The organism is Paenibacillus sp. FSL R5-0475 (assembly GCF_038004585.1).
GTDB lineage: Bacteria > Bacillota > Bacilli > Paenibacillales > Paenibacillaceae > Paenibacillus_AQ.
Genome location: NZ_JBBORK010000001.1, coordinates 218,131 through 241,118, shown reverse-complemented (window position 1 = coordinate 241,118; position 22,988 = coordinate 218,131). Strand labels below are relative to the sequence as shown.

Here is a 22,988-nt window from a genome sequence, read left to right as displayed (position 1 = left end):
CCTTTTTTCTTAGCTTTACTATACTTTTTTTATAACTTTTAACCTATGTATTCTGAAACAAAAAAACTCCCTTCGTTCTACCCTCCTTTTGGATTTATTTGTTAGTTACTAATATATATATCTTATTGTTAGCTTTGTCAAAAGAAAAACAGGGATGCTCTTATAGAAAGAACATCCCTGTATCTTATTAAGATTTTCTCTTACGCATCATATCAAAGTATGCTACCGGCTGATCTACCTTCATGCGGACACGTTGCAGAGGATGACGAGCTGCGTCAAGCGGGTTGCCTGCTTCATCCCACAATTCCGCTACAGTCTGCTTAAAGAATGTATCATTGGGTCCGAAGAATTCAACTTCCTGCCCTGGCTTGAAGTGATTGCGTTGCTGAATGAGCGCCATTCCACTCTCAGCATCGTATTCTAGTACAAGTCCGGCAAAATCATAAGGAGCGGCTTTTTCTTCAGGCTCATAGATATGATCTTCATGATCCGGAGTATCATAGAAGAACCCTGTGTTAAGCGGACGATTCGCCGCTTTATTCAGCTCATCCAGCCACTCTTGCTTCAACTCGTACCCTTCCGGATCAGCCATGTAAGCATCAATAGCTTTACGATAAGCGTTAACTACAGTAGCTACATAGTGAATCGACTTCATTCGTCCCTCGATCTTGAAGCTGTCAATGCCTACTTCAATGAGTTCAGGGATACTTTCCAGCATGCACAAATCCTTAGATCCCATGGAGAAAGGATTATCTCCTTGCTGATGCAGTGGAATCTGAGTTACACCCGGAAGCAAAGGGGCCGGAGATTGTGCTACAGCTTGATCTTCTTCAGATACCCAAGTGCCTTCAGGACGCGCATCCTCGAACAAATCATATTTCCAGCGGCAAGACTGACAGCAGCCTCCGCGATTGGAGTCACGATCTGTAAAGTGATTGGATAATACACATCGACCGGAGTACGAAGAGCACATCGCACCATGGATAAAGCTCTCGATTTCAATGTCAACATGCTTCTTAATCTCAGCGATCTCTTCCAGGCTTGTCTCACGTCCGAGTACTACACGTGGCAGACCCTCTTCTTTCCAGAAGGATACCGCTTGCCAGTTTAGTGTAGACTGCTGAGTACTCAAATGTACCTCTAATCCAGGTACTAAACGGCGTGCTGTATCTACAATGACCGGATCAGCAACGATAATAGCCGCAATGCCAACTTCATATAAGTTACGCAGATATTCTTCAATCCCTGCGACATCTTCATTGTGAGCATAAATGTTCGTTGCAACAAATACCTTAGCGCCGTATTTCTTGGCGAATTCAACACCTTCACGCATTTCCTCAAAGCTGAAATTGTCTGCTCCTGAACGCAAACCGTATTTCTGGCCTCCGATATAAACAGCATCCGCACCATAGTGTACTGCGAATTTTAATTTCTCCAAATTACCGGCCGGAGCTAGGAGCTCCGGTTTGTCCAGACGGTAACGTTTGCCCTTGTATTGCGGCTTTGTCATGGTTCCCATTCCTGTTCTCCCCTCCATCGCCCCACAAAGTGATGTCTGTGCATGCTTACTGCACCTAGTCTTTGCGGGGAACTAAAAAACTTTCATTAAATTAAACTTAATATACTTGCTCTTTATAGAAAAATCCGAAGCTTAGCTCCCGTTCTGGATCCTGCAACGTTCTGATAGCTTCCATCCAATCCTCTTGGAAAGAATATGCTTCAGGATCAGCTACATAGAGATCAATAGCTTTGCGATAAGTCTTAACAACCGCCACATTATACGCTGTTGATTTCAACAATCCTTCAATCTTAAAACTCTGTACGCCTGCAGCCATAAGGATATGAAGATCCTCCAAAATACAAATATCTTCCGAACTCATAATATGTGTACCATTCTCGTCTTCATAGATTGGGAACTTTTGGTCATCTCGTTCTGCCTCGATCAAAAATAGACCACGTTCCTTACCAAGACTGCCGCCCTCGCTTGGACGTCCTTGATGTGACATATAGCTTTCTACAAGCTTACGCTTGGAATGGTATATATTGGTCATGCCGTGAACCTGAACCTGTGCCTCTACCTCTAAAAGCGGAACCATTTCCGTCATTTCATCCATATTCAGCTCACGGGCAAGAACGACGCGAGTAGCACCTTTACGCCCCCAATAATTCGCGGTTGCGTAATTGGTAGAGGTCATTTCCGCATTCCAATGCAGATTCATGCCCGGTGCTTCCTTCTTCACTGTGGTTAACACAGCAGGATCACCGAACTCAACACCGTCAACACCAAGTTCACCTATCGCCTTCACATAGGCAGGGAGCTCTTCGAGAAGAAGGTTGGACATGAGTCCACCTAGTCCAGCATATACTTTGCAGCCACGCGCATGTGCCATTTCTACAACAACAGCTGTATCCTCCAGAGAGAAATGTCCGGCAAGACGCATGCCAAAACGGTCATCCCCGATGAGCAATGCATCTGCTCCGGCATCCAGCAAAGCAGCAGCTTCCTCTAAGGATGCTGCTGTCGCCAGCAATTCCGGTTTGTTAATCATGTTGTACCTCCTACTTGTACAGTTATTTCAACCGCACCACTCTTCATTTTAATATTTTATTTCGATTCTTGCTTACTTTTTTCGATATTGGCTAAATGTTCCTTGTAGGTCTTAGCAAACAAATGGCCCTGTGTACCATCTTTCTTAGTCACATAGAAGTAGTATTCAGATGCCTCAGGTTCAAGTGCCGCCTGAATGGAGGCCAGCCCCGGATTACTAATAGGTCCCGGAGGAAGCCCAATATTTCTATACGTATTATAAGGACTGTCAACTTCCAAATCTTTATATAACAGTCTTTCCTTCTGTTTGTCGAGCAAATATTGAACCGTAGCATCAATCTCCAGCTTCTGCTCTTTCTTTAAGCGGTTATAAATCACGCCAGCAACTAGTGGTCGTTCACTATCTACCACAACCTCACGCTCGACTAACGAGGCCACTGTCAACAGCTCATGAAGTGTCATTCCACGTGCTTCTAGCTTTTGCTTCCAATTCGGAATCGTGTCCAGTTTCTTCTGGAACTGATCCAATAATGCCTCTACAACTTCCTGCGGCGTACTATCCTTGGCTAGTTCATACGTTTCAGGGAACAAATACCCTTCAAGCCGATGACGAAGGTTCTTATTCTGCGGGATACCTAGAACATCAATCCCCTTCAAGCCCGCACCGGTATCCATTATTTCGAGAAAAATAGCAGCATCCTGATTCCAAGCCTCAGCAAGCTTCTTGGCAATCTGCTCAACAGTATATCCTTCCGGAATCGTAAAAGTTACGGTCTCTTCCTTAACAACATCACCTGCATTTAGCCTCTCGATGAGCTCGTCATAGGTGTCTCCTGGACTAGCAACATAAGTACCAGCTTTGAAGCTGGAACCTTCTTTGGTCCATTTCAAATATCCCTTAAAAAAAAGACTGTTCCTAATAATGCCATTTTGTTCGAGCAGATCAGCAATTTCCGCGCTGCCCATGCCCTTATCTATCGTAAATGTTACGGCGGGTCCTGCAGGTTCTACCGGCTGCATCCCGTTCCAAATGTACCAAGCGCCTCCGCCTCCTGCTGCTACCAGCAAAAGAATAACAATAAGCACAGTACGGATTGCGGATTTCAAGTCAGGTTCCTCACTTTCCGACTATAAAGTATAAAAGTGTACTACTTAAAATTCAATACATATTTCATGATCATGATTGTTGTATTAATTATATTGATCGTATTCCAAGCAAAAAGAGCGCGGAATTCTCCGCCCTCTTCCGTACTCATCATAAATGTAACGTACATGTTTAAAGTTTATTCTGCATCGTCCACTGGAAAAGTCATCTCATCATATAGCTCAGAGATGTCTTCCCACTCTTCATCGTCCACGATGTTCTCTAGTTCCGGAAGTCCGTTAGGAGAGACAACGATACGCAGAATTTCATATTCCACGTCTTTACCGGTGCCTTTCAGCACCGCATAGCCAATACCACCGACTTCAAATTCGGCGATAATATCGTAAATGGAAGACTTGCCCTGCTCATCTTCCAGTTCTACTGTTTCTCCATAGGCTTCCTTAAGCCGCGAAGTCCATACCGCTTGATCAGCGGATAAATCAGTCATTCTCAGATCCTCCGTCCAACTCGTCAACCAGTGTGTTGAAAGTCTCTTCGACAATCGCCCACTCCTCGTCATTATCGATCATGAACAATTGAAGATCGTCGCCTTCTTCCACATAACGGAACGCATAAACCTCATCGGTTTCCTCGTCCTCGGAATCAAGCGGAACCACCATCATGTACTTAGCGTCCGAGCCATCAACCTCAAACTTCATAATGACCTCGAATTCCTCTTCATTACCTTCCTCATCAGGAATATAGATAATTTCCGGTTCTTCCTCTTGGCCAATCTGTTCGTTTGTCATATCCTCGCACCCCTCACCTTTTACTGTTAGCATCCAAAAAATTTTGCAAAATCAGGGCTGCAGCCATTTTGTCCACAATCCCTTTGCGTTTCTTCCGGCTGACGTCCCCTTCAATCAGCACCCGCTCTGCGGATACCGTCGTCAGACGCTCATCCCAAAGGTGTACGGGCATTGCAAATTGCTCCCGTAGCTTGTCAGCGAACTCTATGCAGATTTCGCCCCGGGGTCCTACTGAGCCGTTCATATTCTTCGGTAGACCAACGACAATCTCTCCAATTTCGTGCTCCGTAACAAGTTCACGAATACGTTCGAACTCATTACCAGTACCGCGGCGCTCAATCGTTTCAAGAGCTTGTGCCGTCCATCCAAAAACATCGCTTGTGGCTACACCGATTCTACGGTCGCCGTAATCCAATCCTAACTTCTTCATCATCTGGGATTATCCACCTTGTGATTGACGAGGTAGAATCTAACCAGCTCTTCAATCAGCTCATCACGTTCTTTTCTCCGGACCAAACTTCTCGCATTGTTATGACGCGGAATGTAAGCTGGGTCTCCGGAAAGTAGATACCCTACGATCTGATTGATCGGATGATACTCTTTCTCCACCAGTGCATCGTATACAGCGAGCAATATTTCCTGGGGAGAAGCTTCCTTTTCGTCGCCCTTCACATTGAATTTGACCGTTTTGTCCATGGAGTCCATTTGTGACACCTTCCTTCTGCAAAATCACCCTAAAAGGGCGGCTTCGCAAAGTTGCTACTGTGCAGCTCACTTGCTTCCTTTATCATAACATATTCATAGCCCAACGAGGAAATCCTGCGCGTGGAATAACGCTTTTTTTGGCATTTCCTCTACAAAAATAATGATATTTTTGGCTTTTAAGCTATTGTCAAGCACAACTATTCATGAAAATCTAACCACCTGTTAATAAAGAGTAGCGGTACTGATGTCAAACTCTCAGTACCGCTATGTTTTTTCGTAATACGTTTAAAATAAGAAATAGTTTCGTAATTTTTATTTATGCTAGGGAAGCCACTAATTCTTCTGCTTTAGCCAGTGCCTCGCCAAGCTTGGAGGCATCTTTACCACCAGCTTGTGCCATATCTGGACGTCCGCCACCGCCGCCACCGCATACTGCTGCGACTTCTTTAACGATCTTACCAGCGTGGAAGCCCTTCTTCACCAGATCCTGTGGTACAGCTACAACAAAGTTCACCTTGTCGTCCATGGCAGCACCCAGAACAAGTACAGCATCCGGGAGCTTGGATTTCAATTCATCTGCAGTAGAACGCAGAGCGTCCATATTTCCTGCTTGAACAGCAACAGCAAGAAGCTGTGTACCTGCACCAACCGTCTTCACACTGCTTGTTAGTTCAGCGGCAAATGTTGCGCTCAGCTTAGATTGCAAGGATTCATTCTCACGCGAAAGCTCACGCACTTGGTTATGCAATGCTTCAATCCGTTTTGGAACGTCGTTCAGAGAAGACTTCAGTAGACCCGCAGATTGCTTGAGCAGATCAAGTTGGCTCTCAGTGAACTGATAAGCGTAACGTCCAGTCACTGCTTCGATACGGCGCACTCCGGAACCAATACCACTTTCGCTAAGCAGCTTGAAAATTCCAATTTGAGACGTGTTGGATACATGGCATCCACCACAAAGCTCAAGGCTGTAATCGCCGACTTGAACGACACGGACAATATTGCCATATTTTTCACCAAATAATGCCATAGCGCCCATAGCCTTAGCTTCGTCAATTGGCTTGTTCTCAATGACTACATCAAGGCCACGCCAAATTTGTGCATTCACACGATGCTCGATGTCGCTTAGTTCTTCCGGTGTAATCGCTCCGAAGTGGGAGAAGTCAAACCGTAAACGAGCACCTTCTACTAGAGATCCTGCTTGGTTGACATGACCGCCAAGAACCTCTTTGAGCGCTTTATGCAGTAGATGAGTAGCTGTATGGTTCTTCACGATATCTTCACGCTGTGCACGATCCACTTCAGCGCGAACCGATTCGCCTACTTTCAATTCTCCAGCTTCCACAGTTACCAAATGTACATGTTGACCATGTGGAGCCTTGAACAATCCTTTTACCTTAGCTGTAACTGAACCGCCAGTAAGCAGACCTGTGTCACTTACTTGTCCACCACTTTCAGCATAGAACGGTGTTGCCTCAAGAATTACTTGGCACTCTACGCCTTCGCCAGCGGTATCGACCAATTCATCACCCACAACAATAGCCATAATTTTCGACTCTGTTACCGAGTCATTATATCCAACAAATTCACTTTTAACCGTCAGATCCGCTAATGCGCCACCTTGGATCTTCATGCTGCCACCGTCATGACGTGCAGCTCTTGCACGATCACGCTGTTCTTGCATAGCGACATCGAAGCCTTCACGGTCTACAGTTAATCCTTGCTCTGCTGCGAAATCTTCAGTCAGGTCAAATGGGAATCCGTAAGTGTCATATAGCTTAAATGCATCAGCTCCAGCAATCGTGCTGTGCCCATCTGCTTTTGCTTTAGCGCTGATCTCACCCAAGATAGCCAATCCATCAGACAATGTCTCATGGAAACGTTCTTCTTCTGTACGGATAATCTTAGCGATATATTCCCGATTCTCGACAACAGATGGATAATATACACCCATAATCTCACCAACGGTTTCCGTCAACTCATGCAGGAACGGACGATCCAGACCCAGGGTCTTTCCGTAACGAACAGCACGGCGTAGCAAACGGCGGATAATATAACCACGACCTTCATTAGAAGGAAGTACTCCATCCCCTACCGCAAAAGTAACGGTACGCACATGGTCAGCGATAACTTTAAGCGCGATATCCTGCTCAACATTATCTTTATATGTTACACCAGCAAGCTCAGCTGTTTTTTGAATAATCGGTTGGAACAAATCGGTATCGAAGTTGGAATCTACATCTTGAAGAATGGATGCAAAACGCTCCAGTCCAGCACCGGTATCAATGTTCTTGTTCGGAAGCGGCGTATAGCTGCCATCCTTGTTATGGTTGAATTGTGAGAACACAAGGTTCCATACTTCGAGCCAACGTTCGTTTTCTCCACCCGGATACATTTCTGGATCGCTCATGTCGCTGCCATAAGCTTCGCCGCGGTCATAAAAGATTTCCGAACAAGGACCACAAGGGCCTTCGCCGATATCCCAGAAGTTCTCATCTCCCAGCTTAATGATGCGTTCTGCTGGCAAGCCCACTTTTTCATTCCACAGCTTGAATGCCTCTTCATCCTCAGCATACACAGTTACGGAGATACGTTCTGGATCGAAGCCGATCCACTCCTTGCCAGTCAAGAATTCCCAAGCCCATGTGATAGCTTCTTCTTTGAAATAATCGCCGATAGAGAAGTTACCTAACATTTCGAAGAATGTATGGTGACGGCGTGTCTTCCCTACATTCTCGATATCATTGGTACGAATACATTTCTGCGAGTTCGTCAGGCGCGGATTCTCAGGAATCTCACGGCCATCGAAGTATGCTTTCAGCGGTGCCATACCTGCGTTGATCCACAACAGCGAAGGATCGTTATGCGGTACGAGAGATGCACTAGGTTCAATCTTGTGACCTTTACTTTCAAAAAACTTAAGCCATTTGGAACGAATTTCACTTGCTTTCATTGTTTACAGCTCCCGTCTCATCTTTTTAATTCGGCTCATGCGCCAGATTGTACAAATTTTCTAAAAAATATAAACAAAAAAACGCCCCTGAATAATTCAGGGACGATTAATATCGCGGTACCACCCTGGTTATCGCCTTGACCCAATTTACGGGAAAGTTAAAGGGCGATCGCCTTGTCGCGGCTGATAACGGGTGCCCCCGGTGAGTTTGTGATCTCACACTCCGAAATTAGCTTTCCACCGGCCTGTCTTCAAGGTTCTCCCAGCCATTACGAAATGCTTTCGTAAAGGAACCTGTTCTCTGATCAAGCCATCCTCCGGCGTACTTCATTTTCATCAACGTTTTATCCGATTTACATTTTAACATTTCAAGTATAGCCAGTGCCCCTTCATCTGTCAATCTGAGGAGGAGTTAAGGATAACGTGAGAATATATGATTTTTGTAATGGTGAACTCGGGCACTTAAAGAATATAGTAAATCTCAGATAGTATTTGGAAAATTATGTATTATAAATAATACTCTAGAATACGCAATGCTCGGGTAAAACCTAAGGAGGATTACAAATCATGCTGCGCAATAAAGTAACTGAGGAGCTATCGATTGTTAAAGTTAAGCCTACATCAATACGCTTTATCGTCAGTCTCATTTTTATTCATATTCTCTTCACTCTAATGGTTAACCTTGTCCTTTTTGCAAATGGAACTTTGAGCGTTATTGCCAAAAGCACAAACGGATGGATCAACGAAACGTTAGCTGCAAATCTGTTCGGTCTTGTGTTAGAAGTGGTTATTTTCTTATGTATAATAGCTAAATTATCACCTAAGGATTTGGGGTTAACAAAAAATAAGTTATTAGCAGGACTTTTCGGTACTTTATTATTTTGGCTCGCTATAAACATTGTTGATTTAGGTATGACATTACTGACTCACTCAAGTTTAACATTCAATAATGATATCTTTACGAATTCGAACGTCGTCTTTGGTGAATTCCTGGGTCAGATTTTCGGAAATGCTTTACTGGAAGAAGTTTTGTTTCGGGGCTTTCTGCTAGTTCAAATCTATCTCTTATTAAAAAAAGTCAATAACAATACTTCACGCATTGGTTATGCAATGCTTATCTCACAATCCATCTTTGCCGCTATACATATCCCAAATCGGATCTATTCAGGATTAGTCGGAATGGATTTTGTTTATGATTTTATCGTACTAGTAATTCTAGGGGTCATATTCTCATTACTCTATGTCTTAACCAAGAATCTATTTTTCGTGATTGGCGTCCATTCCTTAATGAATGTTCAGATTATGTTTTGGAATAGTAGTTTTACTCATACAGCAACTTTAATCTGTTTGTTGTTACTGACTTGTCTTTTAATTTGTTTCAAAAGGAAGGAATTCCGAGCACAGAAATCAGAAGAGGCAGTGCCAAGCTGAATAAATGGAATCGGAGAATTTTCTAGAATCGCGACTGACCCAATTGTAAACATAATCAGCTAAAGCAAGCAGTCGATAACTAAAACGGAGGGCAGCAATTCTCAAGTAAATATGAGAATCGCTGCCCTGTGCTGTATATTTACGTTTTTAATATAAAAGAGCTACGTTTCCGTCAGCTGGCGCAGGCAGTACGTATCCTTAATAACAATTCTAAATCAGCTTGTGTGCAAACCACTTTTCGCCCCTGAAGCGCCAAAGAAAAATGCCCCCGCGAACGGCCCACTCGCAGTTCATCGCCAGCCAGACACCCATGACACCGTAGCCCAGTACGATCCCAAGGATGTATCCAAAAATTACCCGAAACAGCCACATCGTCAGCATTGAGGTAATTGAGGTGAAGCGGGAATCTCCTGCTGCCCGCAGTGCGGACGGCAAAATAAAGCTGACGGCCCACAGCGGAACTTGGGCAATGGAATTCACCAGCAGCACCACAAACAGATCATCAATGATCTCGGAAGGTGGGGAAAAGATCGATACCAGCGGGTGGAATAGCGGCATCAGAATCAAGGCGATCAACGCCAAAGAGCCGGACCCGATCCAGAGAAAGGACTTGATGAACTTTCTGGCTTCAGAGACATTCCCCCGCCCAATACATTGGCCGACCACCGTTACAATAGTAAGCGACAGCGCGCTGGCTGGAATTTGAAACACCAGAGCCAGCGAGCCGGCAATGGCATTGGTCGCAATGGCATAAGTGCCTAGGCTGACAATAAACACCTGAGTGAGCAGTTTCCCCCCGTTGAAGAACATCTGCTCCGCTGCGAACGGCACGCCGATGAACATGATTCTCCTCAGCATGGTCAGAGGGATTCGGAATAGGTCACGAAAACGCACCCGCAGGGCCGTATCCACCTTGAACAGATACACCAGGGCACAAACCATACCTGCATACCGCGCGATATTAATCGCAAGCGTCATCCCCAGCACACCCATGTGCAACAGGTTAATGAAGACCACGTTCAGAATAACATACAGCAAGTTCATGATGAGCGACAGCATCAAAGAAGCCCGTGTCTTGCCCACACCTCGCAGAGCTCCGCATACCGCCTGAACCACCGCGATGCCCAGATATGAAATACTGCTGCCGATCAGGTAGATGCGGGCATTGTCCAGCACTTCGGGTGAGGCGGTTCCGAACAAAAGGTTCAATATAGGAGTATGGAAGCCCATCAGGAGCAGACCGATTCCCAAAGCGATCAGCGACACCGAAGCGACCGAAGCCGCCGTAGCCTGGGACACCATCCGGTCGTTTCCGCTCCCTTTATACTGCGCGACTACCACTGTCCCCCCGGTTGCAACCGCCACGAACACATTGATCAGAAAAATATTCAGCGAATCCACCATATTCACTGCACTGACCGCCGCCATCCCGGACGAGCTGATCATTGCGGTATTTACCAGATTAAGTCCAATAATGAAGGCTTGGTCAATCAGAATTGGAATAAATAAAGCTATAATTTGCCGATAATCCATCCCCTCCCCAGAAAGATATTTCTCCAGCAATCTTTTCTTCTGAAGACTCGCGCGAAGCTGCATAACATATCACATTCTTTTCTGTAAAATGGAAAAAACTCTTCATCCGAAGAGCTTTTCAACAAATTATACCCATTATACCGTGGGCACTTTACATTCAGTTTACTATAGATACACTTTTAAGTCTTTAATCAGGAGTCAAAAAACAGCAACTGTCCTCCACATATTTGGAGAACATAAACTTCATCAGAATTATGCAGCTTCGGACCATCAGACCATAGAATCATTCGTTCATCAAAAGTATTGGCAAAAGTCTTTAAGCAGATTGCGTTATGCTTGATGTTTATGATCGATCTTTGCATTTACGCAAGAAAAACGCCTGACGGCTTCCTTGGAGATAGAGTAGAGTTACAAGCTGAGTACATCCGTAATTCCATAATCGTATCTATATACACCTTCGTAGTGAGGTTCCGAGAGACGGACCATATTGCACTTATTCCCTAATAATAAACCTATTCCCGGGTGACTTAGGGCGGATAACGGCGCTGGCTCGCTTACGTTACCATCAGCACATTGTATTCGGTTTTTCGCATACATTTGGCTCGTTTACATTAGCGTCGGCACATTGTATTCGGTTTTTCGCATACATTTGGCTCGTTTACATTAGCATCGGCACATTGTATTCGATTTTTCGCATACATTCGGCTCGTTTACGTTACCGTCGGCACATTGTATTCGATTTTTCGCATACATTTGGCTAGCTTATGTTACCGTCGGCACATTGTATTCGGTTTTTCGCATACATTTGGCTCGTTTACATTAGCGTCGGCACATTGTATTTGGTTTTTCGCATACATTTGGCTCGCTTACGTTACCGTAGGCACATTGTATTCGGTTTTTCGCATACATTTGGCTCGTTTACATTAGCGTCGGCACATTGTATTCTATTTTTCGCATACATTCGGCTCGTTTACGTTACCGTCGGTACATTGTATTCGATTTTTCGCATACATTTGGCTCACTTACGCTACCGTCGGCACATTGTATTTGGTTTTTCGCATACATTTGGCTCGTTTACGTTACCATCAGCACATTGTATTTGGTTTTTCGCATACATTTGGCTCGCTTACGTTACCGTCGGCACATTGTATTCGATTTTTCGCATACATTCGGCTCGTTTACGTTACCGGCGGCACATTGTATTCGGTTTTTCGCATACATTTGGCTCGTTTACGTTACCGTCGGCACACTGTATATGGTTTTTCGCATACATTCGGCTCGTTTACGTTACCATCAGCTCATTGTATTTGGCTTTTCGCATACATTTGTCTCGCTTACGTTACCGTAGGCACATTGTATTCGGTTTTTCGCATACATTCGGCTCGCTTACATTAGCGTCGGTACATTGTATTCGGTTTTCCGCATACATTCGGCTCGCTTACGTTACCGTCGGCACATTGTATTCGGTTTTCCGCATACATTCGGCTCGTTTTCGTTACCGTCGGCACATTGTATTTGGTTTTTCGCATACATTTGGCTCGCTTACGTTACCGTCGGCACATTGTATTCGATTTTTCGCATACATTCGTCCGTAAGCTCGACTAAAACATGCATTTCGAAGGATATAAGGTCCGCTCGGCCCGTTATACATCCCAAAGAGGGGTGTGCTCAATTAAAAACAGGGCTCCCCATGGCCACCAGTTGAATATAGACCATCCCATAAATTCGTTTCACATTTCTCCGCAATCTCGAAATTTTATAAATTTTATTCCATAAAAAAAACCCGCGCTAGGCGCGGATTCTTAAAGAAGCTATTAAGCCTTCTATTATTTTGCACTTTCGGCAATCGTCTTATAAGCTGCTAAATCTGTATACACTTCCACTTTAAGCGGATTGCGTTTATGTTTGGTAATTTTATAGAAGTGATAGACAAACACTGCAATATTAGCTGCTAAAGATAATGCACTCACAACCCAAAGCGCCGTTTCGCTGTGAGAAGATTGTACGGAGAACTTTGAATCGCCAACAAACGCCGGGAACGACATTGTAAACATCATCCAAATCGCCAAGGTTTGTGCACGGTGCTGTAGCCATGCTCCTTTTTTGAAGAAGAATGCTGGAATTGTACAAGAGATCAGAAGAGCTGCACCTGCATAGAAGGAATGGTCAGAAACTGCGTTATATACATAGGCAAAGTTCCAAATGTCATAAGCAATGATCCAGAACCACAGCTGGTCCGGCCACAACATATCCTTACTCTTGTCTTTACTAATAACAATACCCATCCAACCAGAAATCGTAATAATGTTCAGAATACCTGCGATCCCGTTCATAATGTTCCAAGGACCACCTACCATCATTACGCCATCCACCATGCCTTGCAAGCTGTACACTTGGAAATCACGGATAACTGCTTCAAGAATGTTAACTGCAAGGATAATCGCCGGGAACATTAATATATATTTATTTTTGTCCCATCCTTTAACATAACGGATAGCCATAAACCCTATACATCCTGCCAAGGCAGAATATACTTTTACCCAGTGAAACCATGTTCCAGTACTGGAGCCTTCGCCTGCCGTATTCGGCCAAACCGCTATGGTAAGAACAATAGGGACAACGATAAACAGAATGATTGAGAACCACTTGCTTCTTCGAGCTATTTCGTTGAAAATCATTAATCCTGCAAGTACCACTAACCACATTAGAGCAGAGTACCAAGGAATCGATTCGAATAAAAACATAATGTATTCCTCCTTCATATTTTGTATATAAGCTATGTCTTGAGTCCAATATATCCCATCCTCCTTCGAACGATCAAACCGCTCAAAACGTTGATTTATCAAGGTTTTCATAGTCTCATTTCGAGTTGAGTTTACACATCAATAGGACTGGAATTCATCCAAGGTCCTACCCCAAGTAAGGGAATCTATTAGAAACTATGTCTACAGAACTACAAACTGTAAACCTAACTCGAACGTAAAATATCCCCCACAAAGTGGAGTTTTGCTTTAATGCTTACTCAGGTACTTTGCGGGGGGCCCAAAATATATACTTTATGCAATACAAAAAACCTTGCCGACAAATTTCTTTGTGGACAAGGCTTACTACTCACGCATTATCAAAAAAATCTTTCAACTAAGTATTTCGAATATACGATACAGTTCTCCAGTGTAGGAAAATTCATAATTTCTCCTGCATAATAGATCTTATCTCTTCCCTGCATTTGATCAAGCCGTTCATAGAAGCCTTCACGAATCGCATTAGAATCTACATGGGGGAACTGCTTCCAGCGCTTCATCATATACAGACGGATATTCTCGCCGCCAAGCTCGCGAAGTTTATTTTCTACCTTTTCCCTCATCTCGAGATCTGTCATCTCATCATTCTCCGCTACATAAACCGTAACTAGATCCGTTGTTCCCATATCTGCCCACCTGTAATACCATGCCATCATATGTCCCTTGCGTTCAGGATTCATATTGCAGGGGATATATCCAGAAAGCTCCGGCAACCCCTTCACTCTGTAAGCATATACCCGAAACCGTTCATAGATTATACACTCAAACAATGCTCTATCTACCGAAGATAAGTGAATCATATCGCCCAGATGCTCTAAGGAAGCAGTATAAATAACCTTGTCAAAATAAAAGATATCCTGGTTTGTTTCCACCCGAACTTGACCATTTCCCTCTTGCTCCATATGTAGCACTTCACAAGTCAGACGCAGATCCTCTACTTGATCGGCCATTCTTCTAATGAGTTCAGTGACTCCCTTAGGCCAGGTTATCATGTGAGTGATCTCAATAAAGGATAATAAATTATCATAAGTAAGAAATTTCAATACATAGGCGGCCGGCACATCCTGAATACTCCCAAAACCAAAAGTATTGAAGTAATGCATATACACCTGCCCAATTACAGATAGCTCATTCTCCGTACACCAATCTGAAAAGGGCTGACATAGATCAGCAGGTAAGTGAAGAAAACCCGGTTCTTGTAATGACTTATAACGTTTCAAAATTTCCGGCAACCGTTTGAATTCTTGGGTAAACATCTGAATTTGGTCCATAGGAATCTGAGTAGTTTTTCGCCCATTTGTATCAAAAAATCCCCGTTCCAAGAGTGGCCCCTTGTCCATAAGATCAAACTCTCTCATGAGTTCTATCGTATGTTTATAAGTTGGCAAGCCGATTAGAGTTCCCATTTCATAAGTTTTCCCTTTGTATTCGATGGAGTGGCACTTGCCACCTACTCGGTCCGACTTCTCAAGGAGAGTAATATGAGTATATCCTTTTTTCGCTAGTTGGTAGGCAGCTGTAACCCCAGAAATCCCTGCACCGATGATCCCTATCCTGTCTTCATACTTCATATTAGTCATCATCCGTTATCTCCTTGTAAATAACCATAATGGCAAGGTCTCACGCTGACCTGCATACTCAAGTGCGACATCCGATGGTATTTTACCTTGATTAGGCCCGTCTGTGATCACCCTACTGAAGTTATAGATCCTCAAATATTCGTGTAAGCGCTTTTCTAAAGTCTCAAAGGAATCAATCGTATCATCCAACCAAGCCTGCTGATAGAACTCTTTCGTCAACACCGCTGCAAATTGCTGTAAGGGTTGAAATACTTCTGTCTGATCTGCAGTAATAGCTACTTGATTTATGTTGTTCTTATGTAAAAAATCGCTGTATTTATGTTTACCTCTGTCCCAGTTCGTAGTAAATTCACGACTCTTGTTCGTAACCAGATTATTAATTTGGAATTCTAAGGTCTTCATCAATGGGATGACCTTCAAATCCATAAAATCGATAAAATGAATGGCGGACTTCCGATTATATAGCTTAACTAAGCCTAATCTGGAATAGGCATCGTAGACCACGTATTGATACACCTTTCCTACCCTCGGGAACACTCCCATATAGCTAATACTCTGTTGGCACATATACCCGGGATGAGCATTTTCCGGATTTTTCATCCTATAGTCCAGAGGTTTGGATTTCTCTTTACACCCTCTGCTGTTAGCCGCTTGCGCGCCGTCCCGCTTCTTTGCTTTAACTTCTTTGGCGTAAGCCTCCCGTTCTATTCTCTTACTAAGTCCATTTCGACGCAGCACATTATAAATACCTGACTCCCCTATGTTCACACCCTCATCCTGCAGTTCGTAAAAGATTCGCTTGGGTCCATCTTCAGGGAATTTGGCAACGTATTGTAAGATCAATCTTTCCGTTCGCTTATCCACTTTATTAGGCATTACCGGCTTTCGTTCCTTCTCTGCCAGTCCATCCATCCCCTGCTCTTGGTAAGCTTTACACCACTGATAATAAATCGTCCGGGATATGCCAAACTCCTTGCAGGTTTCGCTCACATTGTTGCTGATAGTCCCTTGCATGAGGATATGATATTTGTTGTTTGCATTCATCTATTACACCCCCTATTCTTTATTTTATACATAGTTGGCGTTAAATACAGTGCTATTCTACATTTTCATGAACAAGCATAAACGCCTTCAGCGTTATACTTTCTAATATTCTAAAAAAAGAGAGACAGCTCAAGGCTTCTCCCCATTCCGAACAAAATGTGTGATGTATGCCCCTCCAGAAATCTCCAAACAGTTCAGACGTTGACCATAGGCACATCCACCATCCACACCAATCTTATCGCCCAACGGACTAAACCAGATGTCTTCCGAATCATGTAGATCCATCGTCGAGGTATGACCGAAAATAACCGTTTTGTCAGTGCTAACTACAGGATTCGTATAAAATGGCTCTCTGATCCAGATAAAATCATATGGATCCTGCTGCTTCCAATCCGCTATTAATGGATTAATGCCTGCGTGGACAAAGATATGGTCTTCCGTCTCATGATAAAGTGGCAATGAACTTAGAAAATCCAAATGATGTTTGTATTTCTGTCTAATTTCTTCTTTCAACAGCATATAATCATGCCAGCCAAAATCCGCTTTAAAAAAGTCAGAATCCGCCTCACAATAGCTCATCAATGTATACAAACCACCGTTGTTTAGCCAATGCGTATCCAGTTTATCATCCTCGCTGGTGAGCGCGTCATAGGCCATTTTATCATGATTGCCTTTTAGAACAGTAACGCCCCATTCCCGCTTTAAGGCCATAACTTGATCCACAATTCCTTTACTATTGAGACCTCTATCCACATAATCCCCCATCAGAATGAGCTTGTCCTCGGATGGCCGATAGTTTATTTTTTTTAATAATGCGTTGAATTCGGAATAGCTTCCGTGAATGTCGCTAATCGCTAATATTCTGATTGTAATTCCTCCTTGCTCTGGATGCTGCAAGCTAAAACGCCTTCGGCGTCCTTTAAAGGACGGTGAGCGTTTATGCGAGAATTATAAGGATAAAGTATATCGCGAAACTTATACTTTCTTATAATTAAAAAAAGACGTTCCGGGCAGAGGCACCGAAATATCTTTTTTTTGTAATGGTCGCTATACGGAATCCATAACGATCGGATCTTCATCGGATTGAGTAAAAAGCTGGCGGCTTCTGACTTCATGCACCGCTTCTTGAAAACGATCACATAGAAAAATCAACTGGTCGATCTCTTTCTTACCCACCTTTTCCGTAACTTCACTTAAAATACCTGAAAAAGTAGCCATCTGGGAATCATAAATCTGCTCCCCTTTATTCGTCAGACCAATATATACAACCCGCCGATCGGTATCGGACGTTGTTCGCACCACGTAACCCTTCTCCTCCAAACTGTTAACCATTTGTGTCGCAGTAGGTCTGCTAATTTGGAGCAAGTCGCTTAATCTAGAAATCATGACTCCCCGCTGCTCTTCGACTTCGTCTGAATGCTTCTTTCGCTTCATTAAATTGTTTATGACATACATCATCATAAATTCTCTATACGAAATCACTTCCTTTGAGGACGGACGAGAGGTCAAACGTTTAATATTTTCAAAGGCAATGATTAGCTTCTGCTCTTGACTATTTTGAGTATCCATAGGGCACCTCCAATTTAACTCAATCTAATTAGATTACTTACCTATTTCCAAAAAATCAAGTCCAAATCACATTCTGTTTCCATAAAAATTAAATAATTAAACAGTTGTGCTAAATGATGAATTTGTGTATTATACATAAATGATAGTTTGGCTACCTAATTATTAAGACATGAAATCCCAAACTACAATATATAGAACTTAAAGGAGAGGAACAGCTCTGGAGCATCTTTCGCAAAAGAAAAAAGTTACAATTATGATTGCTTTAATGGCGGCTATGTTTTTCGCAGCAATCAACCAGACCATTGTGGGTACTGCAATGCCCCGAATTATTGCGATGTTAGGAGGCATTGAACATTATACTTGGGTAATTACCATCTATATGCTCACCTCTACAATCGCTACCGTACTTGTCGGCAAATTATCCGATATCTATGGAAGAAAGCCATTCCTCTTAGCGGGGATCGTTATTTTTATTATAGGCGCTTTCCTGTCCGGATTGTCGACAAATATTTTCCAAATGATCACTTATCGCGGGATTCAAGGTCTTGGCGGCGGGATTCTAATGTCGGCTACCGTAACCGCTGTAGGTGATTTGTTCGCTCCTAGAGAGAGAGCCAAGTGGACTGGAATTATGATGGCCATATTTGGATTCTCTAGTGTAATTGGTCCTACCCTTGGGGGCTTCATGGTGGATCACATGGCTTGGAAATGGATCTTCTGGATCTTCTTGCCTTTCGGTATCGTGGCTTTCTTTATGATTTGGAAAATGTTCCCTAAAACTGCACGCTCCACTTCAGAATCCATTGACTACTTAGGCTCCATTTTCCTTTCCCTTACCATTGTTGCACTCTTGCTCGGCTTTTCATGGGCGGGTACAAAATATGAGTGGGGTTCCCCAGAGATTCTCAGCTTGTTCGGGGCATCTATTCTCGGAGTTATTATTTTAATTCTGATTGAACGAAAAGCTAAAAGTCCAGTATTGCCATTATCCTTATTTAAGAATTCCATCGTAACCATCTCCATGGTTGTCGGCTTCCTGATGAATGCTGGTATGATGGGCGCAATGATCTATCTGCCATTCTTTGTCCAAGGTGTAGAAGGTGTCTCCCCGACCAACTCCGGATTCATTAATATGCCGATGTCATTAGCAATGATTGTACTTAGTACGCTCGTGGGTAGATGGATCTCCAAATCAGGTAAATACAAGCGTTATGCCCTGATGGGTATGCCATTTATGGTTGTAGCCATGATCATAATGGCCTTTATGAGCAACATTGCGATGGCCGTAGTCAGCATGATTGTCTTCGGGATTGGTTTAGGACTATCGATGCCTGTCTTTACCTTAACCGTACAAAATGCTGTAGCTCCCTCCATGCTAGGGGTTGCTACTGCTACAAATACATTGTTCCGTAATTTAGGGGGAACCATCGGTATCGCGATTATGGGTACCATCATGAACACTACATTAACGAATAAACTAGAGGCAGCAGTGTCCTCAGGCAAGGGTCCAGACTTAACCAAACTTGACCCTGAATCCGCTAAACAACTTTCCGCATTTATGAATCCGCAAATGCTGCTAGATCAGCCTAAGCTGAAGGAACTGCATACAACGCTGCCAGAGCAAATCCAGCCGCTCTTCAATCAATTGATTGAGATGCTGCGAAACGCACTAAGCGATTCCCTGACGGTTGTATTCTTAAGCGGCACGGCACTGTTAGTCATTGCAGCATTGCTTGTCCTGTTCCTTAAAGAGATTCCGTTACGAAGTGGTGAGAAAAAAACAGAGGTAACTGCAGAGGGAAAAAGCGAAGGCAAAAACCTTGAAAAGTCAGTACCTGCCGCACATTAATCACAAATAATATACATTAGAGATGTCCGTAAACAGCTTTGGCTGTGCGGCATCTCTTTTTTATGTGAAGGAGATTAGGATTCGGTTGGTTGATCGTTCAATTCTTCGAAATAATCGTAGACTTCGTTTAACAGCTCCATTAACGAATCTGTCTTTTCTCTACCCATATAATCAATCATGCCTTTAAAGGTATTTCGGGATTTCGTCACGGCCATTTCGGCCAAATGCTCTCCTTTTTCCGTAAGCGTGATCTCACTGATTCGGCGATCCTGGGCATCGGCAGAACGCACTACATATCCCTGTGCAATCAGACTATTGACCATCTGTGTAACCGTAGGAGAAGTGACTTTAAGAAACTTGCTGATATCTGATACGGTCTGGCCCTTCTTCCCTTCCCGTTCCTTGCCGAGCTTTAAAGAAACCAACATCCGAACCTCACTTGGCTTCAATCCCCAGACTGTAGTTTTACGCCAATTCATCCTGGCAAATTGCTGGAAAGCTTCCATTAGTCCATCAACATTCTGATATTTATCTTCGTTCATCAGTACACCCCATAAGATCCATTTAACACTAAGTATAGCCTAATCGGGCTTAAAAAAGAATTGATAGATGTCAGATATCCATTTTCAAATCATTACTATCGAGATGTATAATGGGATCAGAAGAAAGGGCTTGGTCGTCCTTTACTGACGATAAATGATACATTGTTATATATAAAATACAGGCAATTCACGCCTATTCGAAAGAGGTTATCTATCATGTCCTTTTCTTATTCTACATATGACGCTCTAGGGCTTGCTTCGCTTGTCAAAGCACGTGAAGTCTCCCCTCGTGAGCTTGTCGAAGCCGCTTTCGCTCGGCTCGATGAAGTTAATCCTGTTCTTAATGCGGTTGTACGTACTCGTAGAGAAGCTGCTCTTAAGGAAGCTGACGATATGCCTGTTCATGATAGCACTCGCCCGTTTGCTGGCGTTCCTTTTCTGCTCAAGGATATCTCCCAAGCTATCGCTGGAGAACCTCTTACTTCGGGTGCTTTGCTTATGAAAGACAATATTGCCAGACGTGACTCAAACTACGTAGCACGAATCAGAAACGGCGGATTCATTCCGCTTGGTCATACGAATACACCAGAATTCGGCCTCAAAAACATTACCGAGAACGTCCTTCATGGCCCGGCACGTAATCCGTGGAATCCCGAATATTCTCCCGGCGGTTCAAGTGGTGGTGCAGCTGCGGCGGTAGCTTCTGGTATTGTTCCGGCAGCGGGTGCTAGTGATGGTGGCGGCTCGATCCGTATCCCTGCCTCGTTCACCGGCTTGTTCGGACTGAAGCCCACCCGTGGACGTACTCCAGTTGGACCAGGTGTCGGTCGTCAATGGCAAGGCGCTTCTATTGACTTTGCATTGACAAGGTCCGTACGCGATAGTGCTGCGATGCTGGATCTACTACAGGTTGTGCAGCCAGAGGCTGCTTTTCAAACACCTCTATATCCGGGCGTCTACTTAGACGATCTATTCAAGCCAACACAGCGAAAACTACGCATAGCGTTCACAACAGCTTCTCCAGTAGGCACTCCTGTAACGAATGAAGCAGTCATTGCTGTGCTCAAAACTGTAAAATGGCTCGAAGCTGAGGGGTATGAAGTTGAAGAAAAGCTAAGTCCAGTAAATGGTGTTAGGCTGATGGAGAATTACTATACGATGAATACTGGCGAAGTGGCAGCGATGTTCGTATCGCTGGAAAAAATGATGGGACGTTCCATTACTTCCAGTGAAGTCGATATCGTTACTTGGGTCCTTGGGGAAGCCGGAAGAAAAGTCTCTGCGGCAGAATTTGTGCATAGTCTGGATGAATGGGATATTGCAGCCGCTCAAATGGCAGGTCTGCTTAACCGCTACGATCTGTATATCACACCAACAAATGCGGATTCAGCTCCTAAGATTGGCCAGTTAACGCATAGCTCTGCTGAAATCGAAAAACTGCTGCATGTACATGAGTTGCCGAAAGAGGAACAAGAGCGAATGATTTACGCTATGTTTAAACCAAGCCTAACCTACACACCGTTCACCCAGCTCGCCAATTTGACGGGTCAGCCAGCTATGAGCGTTCCCGTCCATATGTCGCAAGAGGGTCTACCGTTGGGGGTACAGGTAATGGCTGCTAAAGGCCGGGAAGATTTACTGCTTCAGCTTGCAGCCCATCTTGAACAATCCGAGCTGTGGGTAGGGATGACAGGGAATCCGCTCTTTCCATGATGAAATTCATGAAGTGGTGGCTAAGTCAATTGAGGATCATAGTTCTATTACTTAACTATGTTCGATCCTATTGAGAATATAATGATCGTAGGAAGATCGATAAAGATTTGAATCAAATCAAAATGAGATGGCCAAACAATGACTATGATTGGATCAAAATAGATAATAGTATTAGCGCTAATGTATAGCAGATATATATTAATAAATTAATGATTCTGGTACCTATAACTTGATTATCTAATAATATTTTCGAAAGATAATAGTATAACAATGTATATTTTAATAGATGAATACTTATATTATTATATGAATAGAGATAAAATTGCTAGAAAGAAGCCCGTACTCTTTATTAGTGCAGGCTTCTTTCTGTACTATTTGAAAAACTGCGTGAAATAAAAACATTCAGTCTAATCAAGCAGCTCTTACATGAGGTGCTCACTCTGTTCCTTTCTTTTCATCCTACTTTAAGTTCAGCAGACGGTTTGTCGACTAGGCTAGTAAATAAATTTCATCCCTTCAAATAGAAAACGCGCTGGGCGCAGGTTCTATGGGACTATGTTTTTGTCCTCTTCACGGCATCTAGCAACCGCACTAACTGAAACCAAAGATTGTCTTCGTCCAATTTCCTCCAAAGGGCAGAAAAAATTCGCTTGGCATGATCGACTGATATTCGAGATGCGCGATCGGCTTGAACACGTTCGTCACTTCATCTACAAGGTTTTTGCTATATCATTTCAGGGGTTTCCTTTGCATATGATTTCGATACAAAGAGCTCACACCCCTTGTTGTTATACGTTGTACTGAAGCAGATCTGTACGAATGGCCACTAT

General features: G+C 43.5%; 18 protein-coding genes. 3 read left to right on the top strand and 15 right to left on the bottom strand.

Going from position 1 to position 22,988, the window contains the following annotated elements:
- Nucleotides 1–187 precede the first annotated feature (187 nt).
- The 8 genes from MKX41_RS00960 to alaS form a co-directional block, all read right to left on the bottom strand.
- On the bottom strand, nt 188–1,519 hold the full coding sequence (locus tag MKX41_RS00960) for a peptidase U32 family protein (RefSeq protein WP_339801835.1): 1,332 nt from the start codon (nt 1,517–1,519) through the stop codon (nt 188–190).
- Between the two features lie 97 nt (nt 1,520–1,616).
- Nucleotides 1,617–2,549: a peptidase U32 family protein gene (locus tag MKX41_RS00955; protein ID WP_340968199.1), complete on the bottom strand. Its 933-nt coding sequence runs from the start codon at nt 2,547–2,549 to the stop codon at nt 1,617–1,619.
- A 56-nt stretch (nt 2,550–2,605) separates the two neighbouring features.
- Nucleotides 2,606–3,655 (bottom strand): endolytic transglycosylase MltG, encoded by a 1,050-nt coding sequence (mltG, locus tag MKX41_RS00950; RefSeq protein ID WP_339801832.1) that lies wholly within the window; start codon nt 3,653–3,655, stop codon nt 2,606–2,608.
- Nucleotides 3,656–3,831: 176 nt separating this feature from the next.
- Complete coding sequence (locus tag MKX41_RS00945; protein WP_076284270.1) at nt 3,832–4,140, bottom strand: DUF1292 domain-containing protein; 309 nt, start codon at nt 4,138–4,140, stop codon at nt 3,832–3,834.
- A complete protein-coding gene (locus MKX41_RS00940; RefSeq protein ID WP_038569507.1) occupies nt 4,133–4,441 on the bottom strand; it encodes a DUF1292 domain-containing protein in 309 nt (102 codons plus the stop codon). The genes MKX41_RS00945 and MKX41_RS00940 overlap by 8 nt, the downstream gene beginning before the upstream one ends.
- A gap of 13 nt (nt 4,442–4,454) precedes the next feature.
- Nucleotides 4,455–4,871, bottom strand: a complete 417-nt coding sequence (gene ruvX, locus MKX41_RS00935; protein WP_042193474.1) for a Holliday junction resolvase RuvX — start codon at nt 4,869–4,871, stop codon at nt 4,455–4,457.
- Entirely contained in the window at nt 4,871–5,146 is a 276-nt protein-coding gene (locus MKX41_RS00930; protein WP_042125473.1) for an IreB family regulatory phosphoprotein, read from the bottom strand. The genes ruvX and MKX41_RS00930 overlap by 1 nt, the downstream gene beginning before the upstream one ends.
- Nucleotides 5,147–5,462: 316 nt before the next feature.
- Nucleotides 5,463–8,096, bottom strand: a complete 2,634-nt coding sequence (alaS, locus tag MKX41_RS00925) for an alanine--tRNA ligase (protein WP_076300047.1) — start codon at nt 8,094–8,096, stop codon at nt 5,463–5,465.
- Between the two features lie 567 nt (nt 8,097–8,663).
- Between alaS and MKX41_RS00920 the strand changes: the two genes are divergently transcribed.
- Complete coding sequence (locus MKX41_RS00920; protein ID WP_340968193.1) at nt 8,664–9,527, top strand: CPBP family intramembrane glutamic endopeptidase; 864 nt, start codon at nt 8,664–8,666, stop codon at nt 9,525–9,527.
- A 210-nt stretch (nt 9,528–9,737) separates the two neighbouring features.
- Here MKX41_RS00920 and MKX41_RS00915 read toward each other — a convergent pair whose 3' ends face one another.
- The 6 genes from MKX41_RS00915 to MKX41_RS00890 all read right to left on the bottom strand — a co-directional run bounded on the left by MKX41_RS00915 (nt 9,738) and on the right by MKX41_RS00890 (nt 18,054).
- A complete protein-coding gene (locus MKX41_RS00915) occupies nt 9,738–11,123 on the bottom strand; it encodes an MATE family efflux transporter (protein WP_340968191.1) in 1,386 nt (461 codons plus the stop codon).
- Nucleotides 11,124–12,886: 1,763 nt separating this feature from the next.
- Nucleotides 12,887–13,804, bottom strand: a complete 918-nt coding sequence (locus MKX41_RS00910) for a DUF5692 family protein (protein ID WP_042186069.1) — start codon at nt 13,802–13,804, stop codon at nt 12,887–12,889.
- 377 nt (nt 13,805–14,181) lie between these two features.
- Complete coding sequence (locus tag MKX41_RS00905; RefSeq protein ID WP_340968189.1) at nt 14,182–15,444, bottom strand: FAD-dependent oxidoreductase; 1,263 nt, start codon at nt 15,442–15,444, stop codon at nt 14,182–14,184.
- A gap of 3 nt (nt 15,445–15,447) precedes the next feature.
- Nucleotides 15,448–16,485, bottom strand: coding sequence for a helix-turn-helix domain-containing protein (locus MKX41_RS00900; protein WP_042186066.1), 1,038 nt, complete (start codon nt 16,483–16,485; stop codon nt 15,448–15,450).
- A 129-nt stretch (nt 16,486–16,614) separates the two neighbouring features.
- On the bottom strand, nt 16,615–17,382 hold the full coding sequence (locus tag MKX41_RS00895; protein ID WP_340968186.1) for a metallophosphoesterase family protein: 768 nt from the start codon (nt 17,380–17,382) through the stop codon (nt 16,615–16,617).
- Nucleotides 17,383–17,532: 150 nt separating this feature from the next.
- Nucleotides 17,533–18,054 carry a MarR family winged helix-turn-helix transcriptional regulator gene (locus MKX41_RS00890; RefSeq protein ID WP_340968183.1) on the bottom strand — a complete coding sequence of 174 codons (522 nt, stop codon included), beginning with the start codon at nt 18,052–18,054 and terminating at the stop codon, nt 17,533–17,535.
- Between the two features lie 217 nt (nt 18,055–18,271).
- Between MKX41_RS00890 and MKX41_RS00885 the strand changes: the two genes are divergently transcribed.
- The gene (locus MKX41_RS00885; RefSeq protein ID WP_445671337.1) at nt 18,272–19,903 is read left to right on the top strand and encodes an MDR family MFS transporter; all 1,632 of its coding nucleotides are present in this window, start codon (nt 18,272–18,274) and stop codon (nt 19,901–19,903) included.
- Nucleotides 19,904–19,977: 74 nt separating this feature from the next.
- On the opposite strand, the gene MKX41_RS00880 is transcribed toward MKX41_RS00885, so the two are convergent.
- Nucleotides 19,978–20,445 (bottom strand): MarR family winged helix-turn-helix transcriptional regulator, encoded by a 468-nt coding sequence (locus MKX41_RS00880; protein WP_042186061.1) that lies wholly within the window; start codon nt 20,443–20,445, stop codon nt 19,978–19,980.
- Between the two features lie 216 nt (nt 20,446–20,661).
- Between MKX41_RS00880 and MKX41_RS00875 the strand changes: the two genes are divergently transcribed.
- Nucleotides 20,662–22,158 (top strand): amidase, encoded by a 1,497-nt coding sequence (locus tag MKX41_RS00875; protein WP_340968176.1) that lies wholly within the window; start codon nt 20,662–20,664, stop codon nt 22,156–22,158.
- Nucleotides 22,159–22,988: the final 830 nt, after the last annotated feature.